Source organism: Zwartia lucis, from assembly GCF_965234455.1.
GTDB classification, from domain to species: Bacteria; Pseudomonadota; Gammaproteobacteria; order Burkholderiales; family Burkholderiaceae_B; genus Zwartia; species Zwartia lucis.
Map to the genome: position 1 here is coordinate 332534 of NZ_OZ248474.1, position 18464 is coordinate 350997.

The following is an 18464-nucleotide window of genomic DNA, read 5'->3' on the forward strand; positions in this document are numbered from 1 at the left end:
AAGTTAAGCTCAATGTGCGTGAAACGTGACACGGTCGGGGACCGGCTTGAACGTTCCAAGGCGACTCCAGACAGGCATCAACAAGAAGAACGCCAAATAAATCAGTGTTCCGATCTGAGACATCAGGTTAAAGATGTCCGTTGGAGCCTGCGTACCCAAGTAGCCAAGCACGATAAAGTTTACAAAGAAAATACCGTACAAGACTTTATGCCAGTCTGGGCGATAACGAATCGACTTTACAGGGCTGTAATCAAGCCAAGGCAGAAAAAACAATAAGACCACAGAGCCGCCCATGGCGACCACACCCCAGAACTTTGCGTCGATCGCGCGCAGCAGGACGGCAACAACGATCAGCACAACTGGAACGATTAGTTTAGCGAGACCTTTGGTCTTGAAGAACATGACAATTGCGGCCAGCGCTGACGCGCCAGCCAACACCCACGTAAAGTCGTCGGTTGTTGCACGCAGCATTGAGTAGAACGGCGTGAAATACCAGACAGGGGCAATATGTAGTGGTGTCTTGAGCGGATCGGCGGGTAGGAAGTTATTGAATTCCAGGAAGTATCCACCCATCTCCGGGGCAAAGAAGATAATCGCCATGAAGATGATGAAAAAGCCTGTGACACCAAGAATGTCGTGAACGGTGTAGTAAGGATGGAAAGGAATGCCATCCAATGGGCGACCGAACTTATCCTTCTTTGCTTTGATGTCCACACCGTCAGGATTGTTTGAGCCGACTTCGTGCAAAGCAATCACGTGGGCAGCGACTAATCCCAAAAGCACCAAAGGAATGGCGACGACATGGAAAGCAAAAAAGCGATTGAGCGTTGCATCGGACACCACGTAGTCGCCCCGAATCCAGATAGACAACTCAGGTCCAATAAACGGAATGGCGGAGAACAGATTTACGATGACCTGCGCACCCCAGAAGGACATTTGGCCCCAGGGCAGGAGGTAGCCGAAAAAGGCTTCGGCCATCAGGCACAAGAAAATACCGACGCCAAAAATCCAGACGAGTTCGCGTGGTTTGCGGTAGGAGCCGTAAATCAGCGCACGAGTCATGTGAAGGTAGACAACGACAAAAAACATCGATGCGCCTGTCGAGTGCATGTAGCGGATGAACCATCCGCCCGGGACTTCGCGCATGATGTATTCGACCGACTGGAATGCGTACTGGGCGTCGGGCTTGTAGTGCATGACAAGGAAAATTCCCGTCACGATTTGCAGCACTAGGACCAACAGTGATAGCGCACCAAAAAAATACCAAAAGTTAAAATTTTTGGGTGCGTAATACTCGGACAAATGTGCTTTATAGGTCGACGTCAACGGAAAGCGACGGTCTATCCATCCTAGCAGTCCGGTCGTTTCGACGGATTTTTCGTCAGCCATGAAACGGCTCCTTTACTTTATTCAGTGTCGCGATATGCGGTGTTAATCAAAGACCAATTAGGCCTTGTTGTCTTCGTCAACACCGATAATGATTCGGGTGTCGCTCAGGTATTGATAAGGTGGGACTTCGAGGTTGTCAGGCGCAGGTTTATTTTTATAAACGCGACCGGCGATATCGAATGTCGATCCATGACAAGGGCATAAAAACCCGCCGTCCCAGTTATCGGGCAAGCTAGGCTGAGGGCCTGTTTGAAATTTTGGCGTTGGTGCGCAACCCAGGTGTGAGCAGATACCGACAGCCACAAACATTTCGGGCTTACGCGAGCGCCATTCGTTTTTTGCATAAGCCGGCGTAAAGCCAGGGCGAGTGGAGTTGGGGTCTGCGAGAAACGGGTCATTTTGCTTGAGCGTACCGAGCTGCTCTTTGGTGCGATGAAGCACCCAGACAGGTTTGCCACGCCACTCAACCGTGCGCATTTCACCTGGAGGGATGGTGCTGATGTCGATTTCGACAGGCGCACCCGCAGCGCGAGCTTTTTCAGACGGCGCAAACGTACTTATGAAGGGAACAGCTAAAGCAGCTCCGGCGACACCACCAACGGCACAGGTTGTGCCGATCCAGAAGCGGCGCGAAGGGTCGGAGGGCAGGGTTGGGGGAACCGCGCCATCGTCGTCATGCACAATCGAATCCTGACTCATCTTCCTATCCTTATTGCAGCTAACGCGGCTGAGCGCACGCGTTGCAGACTGGTTTACACCTAACTTGTTACAAATTTTCTAACCTCTTATTATAGCCCCACCAACTACACACTTCCATCAGGGGAATCAAGAAATGAGTCAAGCGCGTGGGTTTTTAAAAGAATTTCGAGCATTTGCCGTCCGGGGTAACGTTGTCGACCTTGCGATTGGCGTGATCGTGGGCGCCGCATTTAGCAAAATCGTTGATTCTTTGGTCAAGGATATTGTGATGCCGCTCGTGAACTTCATGGTCGGTGGCGCGATGGATTTCAGTAACAAATTCTTTGTTTTATCCCGCCCAGCCAATTATGTGGGACCTGAAACCTATGCCGACTTGACCAAGGCGGGTGCGACGGTGTTCGCGTGGGGCAACTTTGTCACCATCGTGATTAACTTTATTTTGTTGGCTTTCGTAATTTTTTGGATGGTCAAGGTGATTAACAAAGCGCGGAGCAAAATGGAACTTGAGGCTGAAGCAGTAACGCCTCCGATACCTGAAGATGTGTTGCTTTTGCGTGAAATTCGCGACTCTTTAAAGAAATAAATCGAAAGGCGCCTTGCCGCGGGATCAGACCGGATTGTCGATGTCGACGAAATCCACCCGAATGCCAAACTCCTTTTCGATCGCGGAGCCGAGCGCTTGGACGCCATAGCGCTCGGTGGCATGATGCCCCGCACAGATAAAGCCAACAGCCGACTCTCGAGCGAGATGGACGGTTTGTTCGGAAATCTCGCCAGTGATGAACACTTGGGCACCTGCGTCAATGGCGTGTTCCAGCATGCTTTGAGCGGCGCCTGTGCACCATGCTAAGCGTTTGGCGGGCATGCTAGCGTCTCCGATCACCTGAGGCGAACGTCCGAGCGCCAGTTCAACTTTTGCGGCAACCTCACCGAGTGTCGTTTTTCCGGGCATTTCACCTAGCCAGACGAGTCCGTTGGGACCTGAGGTACAGGGTTCAGGTGTCAGCCCGAGGACGCGGGCGAGTTGTGCGTTGTTACCGAGTTGCGGGTGCGCGTCCAAAGGCAAATGGTAGGCAATAAGATTGATGTCTTTTGCTAGCAAAGTGGCAAGTCTTTTTTTGCGTGTGCCACGGACCCGAGGATCCTCACCTTTCCAAAACCATCCGTGATGCACAAGAACCGCGTCGGCGCCGCGGGCGCTGGCAACGTCGAGGAGCGCCTGACTCGCTGTCACGCCCGTAATGAGGTGAGAGACCGATGATTTGCCTTCAACCTGTAATCCGTTTGGGCAGTAGTCATTGAAAGACGCTGCATCAAGCGTGGTATCAAGCCATGCACACAGATCACGGGTTGCGATGGATTTCAATTAGTGGGTGAAGAGGTTTCGACTGTGCCAGTCTGTTCTTCGTTCGCGCCAGGTGGGTGTGCAATAAACAGGTTTTCCGCTTGCGTCAGGAGTGGACGGCGAACGTGAGGGCTCAGGTGGTAAAAAACTTCCTGAAGACGCGCTAGGTCCTCGTCCGCTGTGTAAAACCAGCTGACGGGCATTTTTAGAATGTCGGCGACGCGACACATGAGCTCGTAGTCTGGGGAGTGTTTGCCCCGCTCATACTGGTTCATTCGGGCGCTTGCGGACATGGGGTCAATCCCGGCAAGTTTGCCAAGTTTTTCTTGCGACAGGCCGGCACGAAGGCGGGCTTGTTTGAGACGGTGAGCGAGCACAATGGTCCCTTTGGAGTTCTTGCAGCTTGAATATAAGAATAATACGGTGAATGCACAAGAGGCAAAGCCTGAAACAAACACCAAAAAATTAAACTTTAAAACGCCAAAAGATATACCTTTCTGCAGACAATCACAACTAATTTATTGGAAGATGATCTCCCCTTTGTTCGTACATCGGGGCGGAATGATTGAATGATCTCAGCAAGATACGTACGCTTTTTAGCCTATAAAGTACTTTTTAGCAGAAAATCGAGTAAAGACACATTTTCAACTTGTGGAATCGGTTGCGTCTGTTTTTGGTTCTGCAGGGCGGGCTTTGATGGCTCTCGCCAACAAAATGCCGACTTCATACAGTACACACAAAGGTACGGCGAGTAAGAATTGACTGACGACATCGGGTGGCGTGACCACGGCCGCGATAATAAATGCGCCGACAATGACATAACCACGCGCTTGTTGAAGTTGTGCAATCGTGACAATGCCCGTACGAACCAAAAGAATCACGGCAACGGGCACTTCAAACGTGATACCAAAGGCCAAGAACATGGTCATGACAAAGCCGAGGTAGGCTTCGATATCAGGAGCGGGCGTAATTGACTGTGGCGCAAAGGTTGCGATAAAGCTGAAGATAGTTTTGAAGACAACGAAATAACAAAAGGCCATGCCTGCTAAAAATAGCAGCGAACTCGACACAATCAAAGGCAAAGCCAGGCGTTGTTCGTGTCTGTAAAGGCCGGGCGCAACAAAGGCCCAAACTTGATAAAGCACGACAGGCAGTGACACGACAAACGCCGCCATCATCGTAACCTTGACGGGGACCATAAAGGGTGTAATCACGCCGGTGGCAATCATGCGTGTGCCTTCGGGCAGAGAGGCAAGCATCGGGGCCGCAAGCAAATCATAAATAAAGGAGGCACCGGGGTAAATGAAGAGCGCAATAAAAACAACGAGCATCGTACCGACCGCGCGCAACAGGCGTGAACGCAACTCGACGAGGTGAGACATAAAGCTGTCACCGGTTTGCTCGGCTTCTTGGGGTTTTTCTTCAGTACTCAAGATTTTGATCCGGGCGAAGACTCTGGGATGGCTGCGACCTGGGCAGGCTGCATTTGTGCAGGCGCATCAGGGGTGGGCAAGGCCGCAACTGGGCTAGAGGCTGGAGGCGTCGACCCCGCGGCCGTATCGAGGTTGGCTAGGGGAGACTTCAGTTCGTTGAGCGTGGACATGGTCGACTGCTCGAAGGACTCAAGTGGCTGGCGAAGGGCAGTCTCGGTGTTTTGCAAACTCGACTGAACGCTTTGCGCAGCATCTTGCATTTGATCTTTAAGTTTGCGCAAATCATCGAGCTCGACCTCGCGCTGGATGTCGGTTTTGACATCGCTGACATAGCGCTGGGCGCGACCAACAAGGTGGCCAATGGTGCGAGCAACTTTAGGCAAGCGCTCGGGGCCTATGACCACCAACGCAATCACACCGATCACGAGTAGTTCTGTAAAGCTGATATCAAACATAGTGATCGTGGGGCGGGGTAAGCTCAGCTAAGGCAATGACAAGCAAGGGGACAAGCAAAGCACTCAATGTGTGCTGGTCTTTTCTTTGGCTTGGACATCGATCGTTTCGTTTGAAGCGACACGTTGTGCGGGAGCAGCTTCGGCAGCAGCCGTCGTTGCCTCGGCTTCTTTAGCGTTTGGGTCCTTCATGCCTTCTTTGAAACCTTTGATCGCGCCACCAAGATCAGCGCCAATGTTGCGAATCTTTTTGGTGCCAAACACCAGTGCCACGATAACTAGGACAATTAACCAATGCCAGATACTAAATGCGCCCATGACGGTTCTCCGATTCAGGCTACGGTGGGTGCAGGCCCTTTCCAGGGACGGCTTCCACCATAAATATGAAAGTGTAGGTGCAAAACCTCTTGACCACCCTCGACACCGGAGTTGGTCATCAGACGAAAACCGCCGGATGGTCCGGGATTGCAACCGTTGTCGAGTGCGATTTGAGGCACCTTGGTTAGCATTCTACCTAACCAAACGGCATCTTCGGAATTAATCTCTTGCATTGAGACAATATGTCGCTTGGGAATCATTAATAAATGCACCGACGCGGCGGGATTGATGTCATGGAAAACTAGACAATCGTCGTCTTCATAGGCAATTTTGGCAGGTAATTCGCCACGTACGATTTTGCAAAATATGCAGTGTTCACTCATGGAATCTTAAGATCCTAAGGGTTTTTCAAACGCGAAGCTTTTTCCTGTAAGCCAGAAACACCTTCGCGACGTGCCAATTCTGCCACGACTTGCTCAGGACGAAGCCCGTTTTCAGTGAGTACCACCAAGCAATGAAACCAAAGGTCCGCCATTTCGGACACGATACGCTCAGGCTGTTTGTCTTTGGCCGCCATCACAAGCTCTGTGGCCTCTTCACCTATTTTTTTGAGGGCCGCATCAGGCCCTTTGGAAAACAGTTTGGCGACATAGGAAGCGGTCGGATCGCCTCCCCGGCTAGGTAAACGTGTTTCCAGCAGATCGGCAATCCGCGCGAGTACCAACTCAGAGGCGTCTGGCGTGGTGTGTTCTTTATTCATTTGTAGATGAGCTCCGGGTCTTTGAGGACGGGATCAACAATCACCCATTCTGAGCCTGAGTTTGTTTCTTGGCTGGCGCTCTTGTCTAGTCGTCGGTAAAAGCAACTCGCGCGTCCCGTATGACAGGCGATGGCGCCGAGCTGTTCAACCTTGAGGAGCAAAACATCGCCATCGCAATCTAAGCGCAGCTCTAGCAGGCGTTGAATGTGTCCTGATTCCTCGCCTTTGTGCCACAGACGATTTCGAGAGCGCGACCAAAATACGGCACGCCCTGTGGCCACGGTCTCGGCAAGCGACTCCGCGTTCATCCAGGCGACCATTAAAATTTGTCCGGTCTGCGCATCTTGTGAAATCGCGGGGATGAGACCTTGCGCATCAAAACGTACCTCTTCTAGCCAGGCAGGTCGCTGTGGTGTCGTCATGTCAGCCAATCCTGACCGGGATGCCCTGACGCGCCATGAATGCTTTGGCTTGTCCGACGGTATATTCACCGTAATGGAAAATACTCGCGGCGAGCACCGCACTGGCACCCCCTAGGGTGACACCATCTGCAAGATGTTGCAGGTTACCAACGCCGCCTGAAGCAATCACTGGCACAGAAACGGCATTTGAAACTTGGCGCGTCAACTCGAGATCAAAGCCTGACTTGGTGCCATCGCGATCCATGCTGGTTAATAGAATTTCGCCAGCGCCATACTCGGCCATTTGGCGAGCCCAGGCCACCGCGTCGATCCCTGTACCGCGACGACCACCATGCGTGAACACTTCCCAGCGAGGCGTTTCGCTATCAGTCACGCGGCGCGCATCGATGGCAACCACGATACATTGTGAGCCGTGATAATCAGAGGCTGCACGCACTAGATCAGGATTGGCAACAGCGGCGCTGTTCATGGAAACTTTGTCAGCACCCGCATTTAATAGGCGTTGGATATCACTGACCTGGCGCACTCCGCCGCCGACTGTCAAGGGGATAAAAACCTGCGAAGCGACTTGTTCGATGATGGGTAGGATTAAATCGCGGCCATCACTTGTCGCGGTGATATCCAGAAAAGTCAGCTCATCTGCGCCTTGTTCGTTGTAACGATGTGCAATCTCGACGGGATCGCCAGCATCCATCAACTGGACAAAATTGACGCCCTTTACCACGCGACCCGCAGTCACATCGAGACAAGGAATGATTCGACGTGTCAGTTCGCTCAGTGTGTTGGGCGCGAGGAGGGTTGTCATGGCGCAAGTTCGTCAGCGCGTTTTTGCGCAGCTTCGAAATCGAGCGTACCTTCGTAGATACTACGTCCAAGAATGGCACCTTCGACGCCTTCTTCTTCGACTGCGCAGAGCGCATCGATATCACGCATGTCCGTCACACCACCTGAAGCGATGACGGGTATACGCACATGCTGGGCCAGGCGAACGGTGGCTTCGATATTGACACCCGAGAGCATGCCATCGCGACCAATATCGGTATAGATGATGGCTTCGCAGCCATAGTCTTCAAATTTTTTAGCGAGATCGATGACGTCATGTTTGGTGAGTTTGCTCCAACCGTCTGTCGCAACTTTGCCATCGCGCGCATCGAGGCCAACAATGATATTGCCCGGAAAAGCACCGCAAGCATCATGTAGAAAGCCAGGATTTTTGACGGCGGCCGTACCGATGATCACGTAGGAAATACCGAAGTCCAAATAGCGTTCGATGGTGTCGAGATCGCGAATACCACCGCCGATTTGGACAGGGATATCGCTACCTACTGCGCCTACGATCGCTTTGATGAGGGCTTCGTTTTTGGGCTTGCCGGCGACAGCGCCATTGAGATCCACCAAGTGCAAGCGACGCGCGCCTCGATCCAGCCAATGCGTGGCCATGGCGGTAGGGTCTTCGGAAAAGATCGTTGCGTCATCGAGGTCGCCTTGGCGAAGTCTGACACATTGTCCGTCTTTGAGATCAATTGCGGGGATCAGCAGCATATCTTTTGTGATCTGTCATTTTCAGGTGGTTAAGGTTGCCAGTCTACAAAATTCCGATACAGACGCAAACCATAATCGGCACTTTTCTCTGGGTGAAACTGTACGGCAAAGATATTGTCTTGGGCGATTGCGCAAGTAAATGGACCGCCATAATTGCTTTCTCCGACAGTCAGGGCGTTGTCGGCCGGAACAGCATAATAGCTGTGGACAAAATAAAAGGGCGTGGCATCGGGAATACCCGACCAAAGCGTGTGTGCACGCACCTGATACACAGGATTCCACCCCATATGCGGGACTTTAAGTCGATCTGCGTGATCGTTCGCCTCAGTTGTGGGCGCGTCAAATGCGGCCCCCTTGAAACGACGAACTTCGCCTTTGAACAGGCCAAGGCTTGTTGTGTTGCCTTCTTCGCTGCGCTCAAACAGCATTTGTTCGCCAACGCATACGCCTAGCAGAGGCTTGGTTGCCGCTGCGCGTAATACCGCCTCTCGCAGACCCGCTTCGTCTAGCGTGCGAATGCAGTCCGCCATCGCACCTTGTCCTGGAAAAACGACACGATCTGCGGCCTCTATCTCAGCCGCGAGCTTGCACAAACGAATATCCGCCTCAGGCGCTGCGTGCCGCAGCGCACGCTCGACAGAGTGATAGTTTCCCATGCCGTAATCGACAATGGCAATCGCAGTCATGACTTACAGCACGCCTTTGGTGGATGGCACGACACCCGCGCTGCGCGGATCGAGCTCGAGAGCCATGCGAAGCGCACGGCCCGTTGCTTTGAAGATAGTTTCGCACTGGTGGTGTGCATTGACACCGCGCAAGTTGTCGATGTGTAACGTCATGAGGGCATGGTTGACCAAGCCTTGAAAGAACTCAATGGTCAAATCGACATCAAAATCACCGACACGCGCGCGCGTGAACGGGACATGGAATTGCAAACCCGGACGGCCTGAAAAGTCCACCACCACGCGGGAAAGCGCCTCGTCGAGAGGAACATAGGCATGTCCATAGCGACGAATACCTGCCTTGTCACCTACGGCTTTGGCGATGGCCATGCCGAGCGTGATGCCGACATCTTCGACAGTGTGGTGTGCATCGATGTCGAGATCGCCTTCGGCGTGTATCTCAAGGTCGATCAGACCATGGCGCGCGATCTGGTCCAGCATGTGGTCCAAAAAGGGCACCCCAGTGTTGAGGACCTGTTTGCCAGTGCCGTCTAGATTGACCGCGACGCGGATGCGCGTTTCATTGGTATTGCGGATAATTTCTGCGGTACGCATGATATGTACTCTGATGTACTAAGATCTTAGGAACGTCTATTGTATGTTGGTCAGGCGATAACGGGCGCTCGCGGCATGGGCTTGGAGACCTTCGCCAAGTGCCAGTTCATTTGCCACTTTACCTAGAGTTTGCGCGCCTGCGGCTGAGACATGAATCAAACTAGAGCGTTTTTGAAAATCATACACGCCTAAGGGTGAGGAAAAGCGCGCGGTACGGGAAGTCGGCAGAACGTGATTGGGTCCTGCGCAATAGTCTCCAAGCGCTTCGGAACTATGGCGCCCCATGAAAATGGCACCCGCGTGCCGTAACAAAGGTAACCATTTATCAGGGTTTTCGCATGACACTTCGAGGTGCTCGGGTGCAATGTTGTTACTGATTTCGCAGGCCTCCTGGAGGTCGCGCACCAAAATCAAGGCGCCGCGATCACGTAAGCTTGTGCGGATAATGTCCGCGCGCGGCATGGTAGGTAGCAGCTTTTCAATCGAGGCTTGAACCTCGTCGAGGTATTTTGCGTCTGGGCATAGCAGAATCGCTTGGGCCAGCTCATCGTGCTCGGCTTGCGAAAACAAATCCATCGCAATCCAATCCGCTGGCGTTTGGCCGTCACAAATGACCAAAATCTCGCTCGGCCCGGCGATCATGTCGATTCCGACCGTTCCAAAAACGCGCCTTTTGGCAGCGGCGACATAGGCATTGCCAGGCCCGACGATTTTATCGACGGCAGGGATGGTCGCCGTGCCGTAGGCGAGCGCCCCGACAGCCTGCGCGCCACCAATGGCAAAGCAGCGATCCACACCCGCGATGGCCGCAGCAGCCAGTACCATGGCATTGCGCTGTCCACCAGGAGTAGGCGTCACCATGATGACTTCGCTCACGCCTGCGACTTTTGCAGGGATCGCGTTCATCAGGACAGAGGAGGGGTAGGATGCTTTCCCGCCAGGCACGTATAGACCGACTCTGTCTAGAGGAGTGATTTGCTGACCTAGACGGGTGCCATCTGCTTCGGTATAGGACCAGCTTTCTTGACGTTGATGCAAGTGATAAGCCCGCACGCGTTGGGCTGCGATTTCAAGCGCTTGTCGTTGAGCGGCGGGCAGGTTGGCGAGTGCCGTCTCCCAGTCGCAACGAGGTATTTCAAGCGCGGCAACCGTCTCAACGTCGACTTTGTCGAATTGGCGTGTGTAGCCAAGCAGAGCCTTGTCGCCCTCAAGGCGCACCTGTTGAAGGATGCTGGCGGCGGCCGCATCGATCGCATCATCTTGCTCGGCATCAAAAGCCAGCAGCTTGGAGAGTGTTATTTGAAACTCAGGATCGCGTGAGTCCAGACGTGTGATTGTGCGCATTATCAAAGAGCCCCTTTTTTGAAGGGGTCATCCAAAAAAATAGATCTCTATCATGCCACAGAGCTTGCGCTTGCACGCTCAAAGGCATCCAGCAGAGGCTGTAATTCGGCGTGGCGGGTTTTAAGGGCCGCACGGTTGACTACCAATCTAGAGGAAATGGGCATGATGTCCTCAACGGCGACCAGGTCGTTGGCTTTCAAGGTATTGCCAGTGGATACCAGATCGACGATCGCATCGGCCAAGCCTACGAGAGGCGCGAGCTCCATTGAGCCGTATAACTTGATCAGGTCTACGTAAACGCCCTTGGCAGCGAAGTGTTCGCGAGCCGCAGCCGTATACTTGGTCGCGACACGTAAGCGTGCACCCTGTTTGACTGCGGCAGCGTAGTCAAAGCCATTGCGAACAGCAACGGCTAGACGACATTTGGCGATATTCAGGTCAATCGGCTGGTACAGGCCGCCAGGGTGCTGAGCCGTGTGTTCAATCAGCACGTCTTTACCGGCAATTCCAAGGTCCGCAGCACCGTATTCAACATAAGTGGGGACGTCAGAGGCGCGAACAATAATGAGCCGCAATCCCGGATTACTGGTCCCAATGATGAGTTTGCGAGATTTTTCTGGATCTTCGCTGACCGTAATGCCGGCTGCCTCTAAAAGAGGCAGGGTTTCTTCGAAAATGCGTCCCTTGGACAATGCCAAGGTCAGAGGGCGCGCGAGTGCGTCTATGCTCATGAGGGTTCCTTTAGCTGGATATTCTTTCGATATGAGCACCGAGAGCTCTGAGTTTGTGTTCCATGCGTTCGTAGCCCCGGTCGAGATGATAAATCCGCTCGACCAAGGTTTCGCCCTCGGCGGCAAGTCCTGCAATGACCAAACTAGCCGAAGCCCTCAGGTCGGTTGCCATGACGGTTGCACCGGAAAGGCGATTTACGCCGCGAACGACGGCAGTGTGCCCATCGATATCAATATTGGCACCCAAGCGTAATAGTTCTTGTACGTGCATAAAACGATTTTCAAAAATCGTTTCCGCAATCACCGAGGTTCCCTCGGCAATGGTGTTTAGCGCCATGAGTTGCGCTTGCATGTCAGTCGCAAAGCCAGGGTATTCGTGAGTGCGAAAGTCGACCGCTTTGGGGCGCTTGCGCATGCTAGCTTGGATCCAGTCATTGCCTGACTCAATCGTGAGGCCCGCCTCTTGAAGCTTTGATATCGTGGCACCCATTGTTTCGGGTGCGGCACGGCGCAGCACAATCTCACCGCCTGCCGCACCTACAGCACATAAAAAGCTACCAGCTTCGATGCGATCCGGGATCACATCATGGGTGGCACCGTGCAAAGTTGATACACCGTCGATGATGATCCTGTCTGTACCATGTCCCTTGATACGCGCACCCATTTTGATCAATAACTCGGCGAGATCGACCACTTCGGGTTCACGCGCGGCATTTTCCAAAATGGTTTGGCCGTCGGCCAGTACGGCCGCCATCATCAGGTTTTCTGTGCCTGTGACGGTGACCATGTCAGTGCGTACGACTGCACCCTTGAGTTTTTTGGCCTTGGCGACGACAAAGCCGTGTTCGATTTTGATGTCCGCACCTAGCGCGGCAAGACCCTGAATATGTTGGTCTACAGGTCGCTGACCGATCGCACAGCCGCCAGGCAGACTGACACGTGCTTCGCCGAAGCGCGCCAAGAGTGGGCCGAGCACCAGAATCGAAGCGCGCATAGTTTTAACGAGTTCATAGGGTGCTTCAAGTGCCGTCAGTTGATCGGCAGTGATGCTGACGATATCGTCACTCGCTCTCTCGCAACGCACACCTAATTGCCCTAGGAGCTTGAGTGTCGTCGCAATATCATTAAGCTTTGGAACGTTTGAGAGTGTGACGGTATCCGCGGTCAATAGTCCAGCGCATAAAATCGGCAGGGCGGCGTTTTTGGCGCCCGAAATATTGATTTCGCCCTTGAGCGCATACCCGCCTTGAATGCGAAGCTTGTCCATTTAGCGCTTTCCGTTGAACTCTTCGGGCGTCAAAGTACGCATTGAAAGAGCATGAATTTCTTGTTTCATCCGATCACCGAGGACGCCGTAGACAAGTTGATGGCGCGCAATCGGACGCTTACCCGCAAAGGCGGTGCTGACGATCAGGGCTTCGAAGTGTGAGCCATCACCTGTAACCTCGAGGTGTTCGCAAGGCAACCCAGCAGCAATGTAGGTGCGGATGTCTTCTGGAGTGGGCAACATGTTTAGGTCTGTCCTTGGTCTAAGTATGTATTCATTTAAATCAGGTTCTAAGTTTGTAACCGGTGCTAAGCAGGCGTAGGGCAAAAAATGTCAGTGCAATGAAAACCCCGCCAACGACCGCCAGGCTTTGCCAGGGCGATACATCTGCGATACCGAAAAATCCATAGCGAAAGCCGTCGATCGTATAGAAAAGGGGGTTCCAGTGAGAAATATGCTGCCAGAATGGTGGCAAAGTGTGGACCGAGTAAAAAACGCCAGACAAAAAAGTCGCAGGCATGATGAGAAAGTTTTGAAATGCCGCGAGTTGGTCAAATTTTTCAGAGGTCAGGCCCGCAATGAGGCCGAGAATAGCCATGATGCCGCATGACAGCACGGCGAAGACAAAGGCCCAAAGAGGCTCCTTGATACCGAGCGGCACAAAATACAAAGAGACTAACCATACGCAGCCGCCAACAGCGATGCCGCGCAAAATGCCCGCAATCATGTAGGCACTGAAGAACTCGCGATGCGAAATCGGTGGGAGCAGCACAAACACTAAGTTACCCGTCACCCGACTTTGAATCAAGGAAGAGGAGGGGTTGGCAAAGGCGTTTTGCAACATGCTCATCATCATCAGGCCGGGGATGAGAAAAGCGGTATAAGGCACGGTTCCGTAGACTTGAATACGATCTTGCAGAACCTGGGCGAAAATCACGAGATACAAGAGCGCCGTAATGACGGGTGCCGCGATTGTTTGGAATCCAACCTTCCAAAAGCGCAGGAGCTCCTTGCCTAATAAGGTAGGAAAGCCAGAGCCAGCGCCTGCGCGTGCGGTGAGTAATGCGCGTGTCATGCTTGCGCCTCTAGTGAATGATGGTCTGGTGTATTCATGATGTGCACGAAGGCTTCTTCTAGGCTTCCGCCTGTGCGTGCGAGTAGCGCTTGAGTCGATTCGAGCGCAACGATACGTCCGCGTTTGAGCATTGCGATTCGACCGCAAAGCGCTTCGGCTTCTTCGAGGTAGTGGGTCGTGAGCATGATGGTATGCCCTTCGCGATTGAGTCGGGAAATAAACTCCCACAAGCTGCGGCGCAGGTCGACATCCACACCCGCAGTCGGTTCGTCAAGCACGATGACGGGTGGACGATGCACAAGTGCTTGCGCGACGAGGACTCGACGCTTCATGCCGCCCGAGAGGGCACGCATATTTTCATCGGCTTTATCCGAGAGGCCGAGGTGAGCGAGAATTTCGTCTATCCAATCGTCGTTGTTACGGAAACCAAAATAACCAGACTGAATACGTAACGTTTCACGGACCGTGAAAAAAGGATCGTAAACGAGCTCTTGAGGTACGACGCCTAGAGAGCGTCGCGCAGCCTGATAGTCAGTGACAACGTCGTGACCACAGACGCTTGCTTGTCCGGAAGTGGCGCGACAGAGCCCGGCTAAAACCGAAATCAGCGTCGTTTTGCCTGCGCCATTCGGTCCAAGCAAACCAAAAATTTCACCGTGCTCAATATTAAGCGAGACGTCGTTCAGAGCTTGAAACCCCGGACCCTGCGGCTTTTTAAAAAGCCCGCCCCAGCCTGTGGCACGAGGAGGGAATATTTTTGAAATGTGTTGGAGCGATACGGCGGACATGGTGATTATTGAGCTCGCTGGTTAAGCGCGGCAATCAGTCCATCAATGCCGTTTTGATTAATCTGTTGGGTGAATTGGTTACGATAATTTTCAATTAACCAGACATTTTCGACATTAATGTCGTAAATTTTCCAGCCTTGAGGTGTTTTTTCAAGCCGGTAGTCAAGCGCAAAGGGTTGGGAGTTAGCGCGCTGAAGAACCTGGACCTTGACGACAACGTCATTGGCATTGGCATCGCCACGAAACGGCAGCGTTTTGATGCTGGTGTCATCGCTTACACGTGTGAACGCACCGCTGTAGGTTCGAGCGAGGGTTCCACGAAAGGCAAGGCTAAGTGCCTTTTTTTGCTCAGGCGAGGCTTCGCGCCAATTGCGTCCCGCGGCCAAGCGCGTGGTTTTTTCAAAGTTAACGTAGGGCAAAATCATTTCGTCCACGATTTGATTAATGCGCTTGACATCCCCGCCGCGCGCGGAGGTGTCAGCTTTGAGTGCGTTCAGCACTTGATCCGCAACCTGTTGAACGAACTCGTTCGGCGAAGCCATTGGATCGGGTTTTTGTTGTGCATGAACACCTGCGACTAGACTAAGGCTCAGCAGTAAAAAGAGATTAAATCGTGCGATGAATGAGAGCATGAGGAGGAGTCTCTTTAGTTTTTAGATGGAATACCAAGCGCTTTGCGATCTGCCGGCGCGGCTTCTTCATCTTCGTAATTGGGGAGATTTTCAGCTTCGGCCGAGGGGCCGTTGACTTGAACCGAACGTCGCTTTAAGTAGGCATCGCGAATAAAACTGTAACGATCCAAGGCTGTACGATCAAGGGTGTCGGTGACGTCAAGAAGCGCTTCACGACGCTGGACAATTTCGAGTCCATAGAGCGAGTTGCGCACAGAGATATCACTGATCATGTGACCCCAACCTACTTGGTTGACGTATGCGTCTGCGATGAGGCCTGTGCCATCACGTACAGTGCTTGGGCCAATCAAGGGCAACACGATGTAAGGACCTGAACTGATACCCCATACGCCCAAGGTGACGCCAAAATCGTTGGGGATACGTTTAGCTCCCGTCGTGCTGGCAAGATCCAGGCAGCCACCTAAACCTAATGTAGAGTTCAGCATGACACGACCAAACATGTTGATGGCATCGATATGTCGACCTTGCAGTGAACTGTTCATGCCCGCCCAAACATCCCCGAGATTTAAGTAAATGTTGCGTATGCAAGTTCGCACGGGCTGCGGGGTGACATAGGCGTACGCTTGTGCAACGGGCTTGAAGATGGCTTTGTCAATCGTGTCGTTGAATTGAAATACCGCACGATTGGAGCGCTCCCAGGGATCAGCTGCGATAGGAGTGGTCACCGGCTGAGTCGCACAGCCTCCCAGAACAAGTAAAAGCCCGATCAGTAGAGTTTTAGAAAAAGAGAGCGTGTTCATGGTTGTAACCGAGTTCAGTTTTTGGGTTTGTCCGACGCGCTTGGAGGCGTTTTCTGGCTTCCTTGCTTTTCTGCAGTGTTAAAGAGAAACTGACTAATCAGGCTCTCAAGAACAATGGCGCTTTGGGTATATTGAATCATGCCATTGTCGGTAAGGTTCGTTTCGTCGCCTCCCGCCTCGAGGCCGATGTATTGCTCACCCAACAAGCCGGAGGTCAAAATTTTGGCTGATGAGTCGAGGGGAAATAGAAAACCTTTTTCCATATCGATGCGCACGACGGCCTGGTAAGTTTTGGTGTCCAAGGAGATGGAAGAAACGCGTCCAACAACAACACCTGCGCTCTTGACAGGTGCTCTGACCTTGAGCCCGCCGATATTGTCGAACTTGGCCGAGAGGGTATAGCTTGGCGAGAAGGAAAAGCTGCTTAAATTTGCGGCTCGCAAAGCTAAAAACGCGAGAGCGACACCACCAAGCAGTACGAATAGTCCTACCCACCAGTCAGTTTTTTCAGTAGACATTTTTATTCCAAAGTCAGTTGCTGAACATTAATGCGGTCAGCAAAAAATCAAGACCCAATACGGCCAGCGAACCGGCGACAACGGTACGGGTGGTTGCGCGTGCGACTCCTTCGGGGGTTGGACGACACTGCCAGCCCTCATAAAGAGCGATCAAGGTCACTGCCACACCAAACACGATACTTTTAATCACGCCATTCATGATGTCTTTCCAGACGTCGACGCCGCTTTGCATCTGGGACCAGAACGCACCTGTATCGATGCCGATCATCAGCACACCGACGACCCAGCCACCTAGAATGCCCACCATGGAAAAAACAGCCGCTAGAATCGGCATGGCGATCACGCCACCCCAAAAACGCGGAGCCAATACGCGGCGCACAGGGTCGACTGCCATGACCTCCATCGCGGCCAGTTGCTCGCCTGCCTTCATGAGGCCGATTTCGGCGGTCAACGAGGTCCCCGCACGCCCAGCAAACAAAAGGGCTGTGACAACGGGTCCTAGTTCGCGGGTCAGGGAAAGTGCTACGAGTAAGCCGAGCGCTTCTTCGGAACCGTAGCGGTTCAGAGTGTAGTAGCCCTGCAGCCCAAGGACGAAGCCAACAAAGAGCCCGGATACAGCGATGATCAGCAGGGAGTAATTGCCGATAAAGTGTATTTGTTGCGATACCAAGCGAGGACGTGAAAATACGATGCCGCTGCGCTGAAGGAGTAGCCAGAAAAAACGCGCAAACGTTCCGAGACCGCTGACACGCGTTCGTATCCCGCGACCGATGGAGGTCAGAGAGGTACTCAAGCTCATCTCTTGGCCTCTTGGTTGACTAGCCACGCTTCGAACTTGGGGGTGCTGGGATAGTCAAAGGGGACGGGTCCGTCGGGCTGGCCTTTGAGGAACTGTTGAACGTAGGGGTCAGTCGAGGTGCCAAGGGTTTTGGGAGTGCCATGTGCCTTAATGACACCCTGACCAACGAGATAGACATGGTCTGCGATCGCAAATGACTCTGTGATGTCGTGGGTAATCACTACAGAAGCACAGCCTAGTCTATCTGAGAGGTTGCGGATGAGGCGGGCCGTAATGCCCAGAGAGATCGGGTCAAGTCCGGCAAAAGGTTCGTCATATAAAACGAGCTCTGGCTCAAGAACAACCGCGCGCGCGAGTGCGACGCGTCGCGCCATGCCGCCAGAAATTTCAGAAACGCGTAGATGCGCCGCAGCACGCAAACCAACGGCTTCGAGCGTGTCGAGAACGCGAGCGAGAAGCTCGGTAGGCGAGAGTTTCGCGTGTTCTCGCAAAGGAAAGGCCACGTTTTCAAAGACATTGAGGTCGGTAAAAAGAGCGCCTTGTTGAAACAACACGCCCATTTTTTGCCTCAGTCCCTGTAGCGCTGGGCCATTTACCTTGCTTAGATCTTGGTCAAACAAGGTGACGCATCCAGCTTGTGCTTTGATTTGTCCAGTTGCGGCGCGGAGCAGCGTCGTTTTGCCCGACCCTGAGCCACCCATCAAGGCGACGACTTGCCCTCGTCGAACGTCCAGAGAGATGTCGCGCAGGATAGTGACATCTCCATACCCCAGCGCCACGCCTGACAGGCGTAGCACTAAGTCATCTGGAGCGGTGGAAAGCGAGGGCATCGAAAACCGTTTAGGTCATGGCTAACAGGCCAAGGCAGGCAAG

The 18464-nt window shown here is 53.0% G+C and carries 26 protein-coding genes; 1 reads left to right on the top strand and 25 read right to left on the bottom strand.

Annotated elements, in window-relative coordinates; translation table 11 throughout:
* Positions 1 to 9: 9 nt before the first annotated feature.
* Complete coding sequence (locus AC8GE9_RS12335; protein ID WP_506677441.1) at positions 10 to 1389, bottom strand: cytochrome b; 1380 nt, start codon at positions 1387 to 1389, stop codon at positions 10 to 12.
* Positions 1390 to 1446: 57 nt separating this feature from the next.
* Positions 1447 to 2088: a ubiquinol-cytochrome c reductase iron-sulfur subunit gene (gene petA / locus AC8GE9_RS12340; RefSeq protein ID WP_506677442.1), complete on the bottom strand. Its 642-nt coding sequence runs from the start codon at positions 2086 to 2088 to the stop codon at positions 1447 to 1449.
* A gap of 133 nt (positions 2089 to 2221) precedes the next feature.
* On the opposite strand from petA, the gene mscL reads away from it, so the two are divergent.
* The gene (gene mscL, locus AC8GE9_RS12345) at positions 2222 to 2671 is read left to right on the top strand and encodes a large conductance mechanosensitive channel protein MscL (protein WP_506677443.1); all 450 of its coding nucleotides are present in this window, start codon (positions 2222 to 2224) and stop codon (positions 2669 to 2671) included.
* Between the two features lie 24 nt (positions 2672 to 2695).
* Here mscL and AC8GE9_RS12350 read toward each other — a convergent pair whose 3' ends face one another.
* The 23 genes from AC8GE9_RS12350 to AC8GE9_RS12460 all read right to left on the bottom strand — a co-directional run bounded on the left by AC8GE9_RS12350 (position 2696) and on the right by AC8GE9_RS12460 (position 18421).
* The gene (locus AC8GE9_RS12350) at positions 2696 to 3454 is read right to left on the bottom strand and encodes a Nif3-like dinuclear metal center hexameric protein (RefSeq protein ID WP_506677444.1); all 759 of its coding nucleotides are present in this window, start codon (positions 3452 to 3454) and stop codon (positions 2696 to 2698) included.
* Complete coding sequence (locus AC8GE9_RS12355; RefSeq protein WP_506677445.1) at positions 3451 to 3810, bottom strand: helix-turn-helix domain-containing protein; 360 nt, start codon at positions 3808 to 3810, stop codon at positions 3451 to 3453. The genes AC8GE9_RS12350 and AC8GE9_RS12355 overlap by 4 nt, the downstream gene beginning before the upstream one ends.
* Positions 3811 to 4077: 267 nt before the next feature.
* Positions 4078 to 4815 carry a twin-arginine translocase subunit TatC gene (gene tatC / locus AC8GE9_RS12360; protein ID WP_506677806.1) on the bottom strand — a complete coding sequence of 246 codons (738 nt, stop codon included), beginning with the start codon at positions 4813 to 4815 and terminating at the stop codon, positions 4078 to 4080.
* Positions 4816 to 4862: 47 nt separating this feature from the next.
* Positions 4863 to 5321: a Sec-independent protein translocase protein TatB gene (gene tatB, locus AC8GE9_RS12365; protein ID WP_506677446.1), complete on the bottom strand. Its 459-nt coding sequence runs from the start codon at positions 5319 to 5321 to the stop codon at positions 4863 to 4865.
* A gap of 63 nt (positions 5322 to 5384) precedes the next feature.
* Positions 5385 to 5636: a Sec-independent protein translocase subunit TatA gene (gene tatA, locus AC8GE9_RS12370; RefSeq protein ID WP_506677447.1), complete on the bottom strand. Its 252-nt coding sequence runs from the start codon at positions 5634 to 5636 to the stop codon at positions 5385 to 5387.
* Between the two features lie 14 nt (positions 5637 to 5650).
* On the bottom strand, positions 5651 to 6019 hold the full coding sequence (locus AC8GE9_RS12375) for a histidine triad nucleotide-binding protein (RefSeq protein ID WP_506677448.1): 369 nt from the start codon (positions 6017 to 6019) through the stop codon (positions 5651 to 5653).
* Between the two features lie 14 nt (positions 6020 to 6033).
* Positions 6034 to 6396, bottom strand: a complete 363-nt coding sequence (locus AC8GE9_RS12380) for a phosphoribosyl-ATP diphosphatase (protein WP_506677449.1) — start codon at positions 6394 to 6396, stop codon at positions 6034 to 6036.
* Positions 6393 to 6818: a phosphoribosyl-AMP cyclohydrolase gene (hisI, locus tag AC8GE9_RS12385; RefSeq protein WP_506677450.1), complete on the bottom strand. Its 426-nt coding sequence runs from the start codon at positions 6816 to 6818 to the stop codon at positions 6393 to 6395. Before hisI ends, AC8GE9_RS12380 begins: the two co-directional genes overlap by 4 nt.
* 1 nt (position 6819) lies before the next feature.
* Positions 6820 to 7623 carry an imidazole glycerol phosphate synthase subunit HisF gene (hisF, locus tag AC8GE9_RS12390; protein WP_506677451.1) on the bottom strand — a complete coding sequence of 268 codons (804 nt, stop codon included), beginning with the start codon at positions 7621 to 7623 and terminating at the stop codon, positions 6820 to 6822.
* Positions 7620 to 8360, bottom strand: a complete 741-nt coding sequence (gene hisA, locus AC8GE9_RS12395) for a 1-(5-phosphoribosyl)-5-[(5-phosphoribosylamino)methylideneamino]imidazole-4-carboxamide isomerase (protein WP_506677452.1) — start codon at positions 8358 to 8360, stop codon at positions 7620 to 7622. The genes hisF and hisA overlap by 4 nt, the downstream gene beginning before the upstream one ends.
* A 29-nt stretch (positions 8361 to 8389) precedes the next feature.
* Positions 8390 to 9046: an imidazole glycerol phosphate synthase subunit HisH gene (gene hisH, locus AC8GE9_RS12400; protein ID WP_506677453.1), complete on the bottom strand. Its 657-nt coding sequence runs from the start codon at positions 9044 to 9046 to the stop codon at positions 8390 to 8392.
* 3 nt (positions 9047 to 9049) lie between these two features.
* On the bottom strand, positions 9050 to 9637 hold the full coding sequence (gene hisB, locus AC8GE9_RS12405) for an imidazoleglycerol-phosphate dehydratase HisB (RefSeq protein WP_506677454.1): 588 nt from the start codon (positions 9635 to 9637) through the stop codon (positions 9050 to 9052).
* Positions 9638 to 9673: 36 nt separating this feature from the next.
* On the bottom strand, positions 9674 to 10981 hold the full coding sequence (gene hisD / locus AC8GE9_RS12410) for a histidinol dehydrogenase (protein WP_506677455.1): 1308 nt from the start codon (positions 10979 to 10981) through the stop codon (positions 9674 to 9676).
* Positions 10982 to 11031: 50 nt separating this feature from the next.
* Positions 11032 to 11712, bottom strand: coding sequence for an ATP phosphoribosyltransferase (gene hisG, locus AC8GE9_RS12415; RefSeq protein ID WP_506677456.1), 681 nt, complete (start codon positions 11710 to 11712; stop codon positions 11032 to 11034).
* Positions 11713 to 11722: 10 nt separating this feature from the next.
* Complete coding sequence (gene murA, locus AC8GE9_RS12420) at positions 11723 to 12979, bottom strand: UDP-N-acetylglucosamine 1-carboxyvinyltransferase (protein ID WP_506677457.1); 1257 nt, start codon at positions 12977 to 12979, stop codon at positions 11723 to 11725.
* Entirely contained in the window at positions 12980 to 13222 is a 243-nt protein-coding gene (locus AC8GE9_RS12425) for a BolA family protein (protein WP_506677458.1), read from the bottom strand. It abuts the gene before it with no gap.
* A 40-nt stretch (positions 13223 to 13262) separates the two neighbouring features.
* Complete coding sequence (locus AC8GE9_RS12430) at positions 13263 to 14054, bottom strand: ABC transporter permease (protein ID WP_506677459.1); 792 nt, start codon at positions 14052 to 14054, stop codon at positions 13263 to 13265.
* Positions 14051 to 14842, bottom strand: coding sequence for an ABC transporter ATP-binding protein (locus tag AC8GE9_RS12435; RefSeq protein WP_506677460.1), 792 nt, complete (start codon positions 14840 to 14842; stop codon positions 14051 to 14053). Before AC8GE9_RS12435 ends, AC8GE9_RS12430 begins: the two co-directional genes overlap by 4 nt.
* A gap of 5 nt (positions 14843 to 14847) precedes the next feature.
* On the bottom strand, positions 14848 to 15474 hold the full coding sequence (locus tag AC8GE9_RS12440; RefSeq protein ID WP_506677461.1) for an MlaC/ttg2D family ABC transporter substrate-binding protein: 627 nt from the start codon (positions 15472 to 15474) through the stop codon (positions 14848 to 14850).
* Positions 15475 to 15488: 14 nt separating this feature from the next.
* On the bottom strand, positions 15489 to 16274 hold the full coding sequence (locus AC8GE9_RS12445; RefSeq protein WP_506677462.1) for an MlaA family lipoprotein: 786 nt from the start codon (positions 16272 to 16274) through the stop codon (positions 15489 to 15491).
* 14 nt (positions 16275 to 16288) lie between these two features.
* Positions 16289 to 16792 (bottom strand): outer membrane lipid asymmetry maintenance protein MlaD, encoded by a 504-nt coding sequence (gene mlaD, locus AC8GE9_RS12450; protein ID WP_506677463.1) that lies wholly within the window; start codon positions 16790 to 16792, stop codon positions 16289 to 16291.
* A 13-nt stretch (positions 16793 to 16805) separates the two neighbouring features.
* Complete coding sequence (mlaE, locus tag AC8GE9_RS12455) at positions 16806 to 17585, bottom strand: lipid asymmetry maintenance ABC transporter permease subunit MlaE (protein ID WP_506677464.1); 780 nt, start codon at positions 17583 to 17585, stop codon at positions 16806 to 16808.
* 2 nt (positions 17586 to 17587) lie between these two features.
* A complete protein-coding gene (locus tag AC8GE9_RS12460; protein ID WP_506677465.1) occupies positions 17588 to 18421 on the bottom strand; it encodes an ABC transporter ATP-binding protein in 834 nt (277 codons plus the stop codon).
* Positions 18422 to 18464 lie beyond the last annotated feature (43 nt).

Coding starts and splice junctions, on each gene's coding strand:
- hisB (WP_506677454.1), bottom strand. CDS start 9,637: ATGCGTACCGCAGAAATTATCCGCAATACCAATGAAACGCGCATCCGC.
- AC8GE9_RS12375 (WP_506677448.1), bottom strand. CDS start 6,019: ATGAGTGAACACTGCATATTTTGCAAAATCGTACGTGGCGAATTACCT.
- AC8GE9_RS12425 (WP_506677458.1), bottom strand. CDS start 13,222: ATGTTGCCCACTCCAGAAGACATCCGCACCTACATTGCTGCTGGGTTG.
- AC8GE9_RS12435 (WP_506677460.1), bottom strand. CDS start 14,842: ATGTCCGCCGTATCGCTCCAACACATTTCAAAAATATTCCCTCCTCGT.
- hisH (WP_506677453.1), bottom strand. CDS start 9,046: ATGACTGCGATTGCCATTGTCGATTACGGCATGGGAAACTATCACTCT.
- tatC (WP_506677806.1), bottom strand. CDS start 4,815: ATGTCTCACCTCGTCGAGTTGCGTTCACGCCTGTTGCGCGCGGTCGGT.
- mlaD (WP_506677463.1), bottom strand. CDS start 16,792: ATGTCTACTGAAAAAACTGACTGGTGGGTAGGACTATTCGTACTGCTT.
- hisI (WP_506677450.1), bottom strand. CDS start 6,818: ATGACGACACCACAGCGACCTGCCTGGCTAGAAGAGGTACGTTTTGAT.
- AC8GE9_RS12335 (WP_506677441.1), bottom strand. CDS start 1,389: ATGGCTGACGAAAAATCCGTCGAAACGACCGGACTGCTAGGATGGATA.
- murA (WP_506677457.1), bottom strand. CDS start 12,979: ATGGACAAGCTTCGCATTCAAGGCGGGTATGCGCTCAAGGGCGAAATC.
- hisA (WP_506677452.1), bottom strand. CDS start 8,360: ATGCTGCTGATCCCCGCAATTGATCTCAAAGACGGACAATGTGTCAGA.
- AC8GE9_RS12380 (WP_506677449.1), bottom strand. CDS start 6,396: ATGAATAAAGAACACACCACGCCAGACGCCTCTGAGTTGGTACTCGCG.
- hisF (WP_506677451.1), bottom strand. CDS start 7,623: ATGACAACCCTCCTCGCGCCCAACACACTGAGCGAACTGACACGTCGA.
- AC8GE9_RS12460 (WP_506677465.1), bottom strand. CDS start 18,421: ATGCCCTCGCTTTCCACCGCTCCAGATGACTTAGTGCTACGCCTGTCA.
- tatB (WP_506677446.1), bottom strand. CDS start 5,321: ATGTTTGATATCAGCTTTACAGAACTACTCGTGATCGGTGTGATTGCG.
- AC8GE9_RS12440 (WP_506677461.1), bottom strand. CDS start 15,474: ATGCTCTCATTCATCGCACGATTTAATCTCTTTTTACTGCTGAGCCTT.
- tatA (WP_506677447.1), bottom strand. CDS start 5,636: ATGGGCGCATTTAGTATCTGGCATTGGTTAATTGTCCTAGTTATCGTG.
- hisD (WP_506677455.1), bottom strand. CDS start 10,981: ATGCGCACAATCACACGTCTGGACTCACGCGATCCTGAGTTTCAAATA.
- AC8GE9_RS12430 (WP_506677459.1), bottom strand. CDS start 14,054: ATGACACGCGCATTACTCACCGCACGCGCAGGCGCTGGCTCTGGCTTT.
- mscL (WP_506677443.1), top strand. CDS start 2,222: ATGAGTCAAGCGCGTGGGTTTTTAAAAGAATTTCGAGCATTTGCCGTC.
- petA (WP_506677442.1), bottom strand. CDS start 2,088: ATGAGTCAGGATTCGATTGTGCATGACGACGATGGCGCGGTTCCCCCA.
- hisG (WP_506677456.1), bottom strand. CDS start 11,712: ATGAGCATAGACGCACTCGCGCGCCCTCTGACCTTGGCATTGTCCAAG.
- AC8GE9_RS12445 (WP_506677462.1), bottom strand. CDS start 16,274: ATGAACACGCTCTCTTTTTCTAAAACTCTACTGATCGGGCTTTTACTT.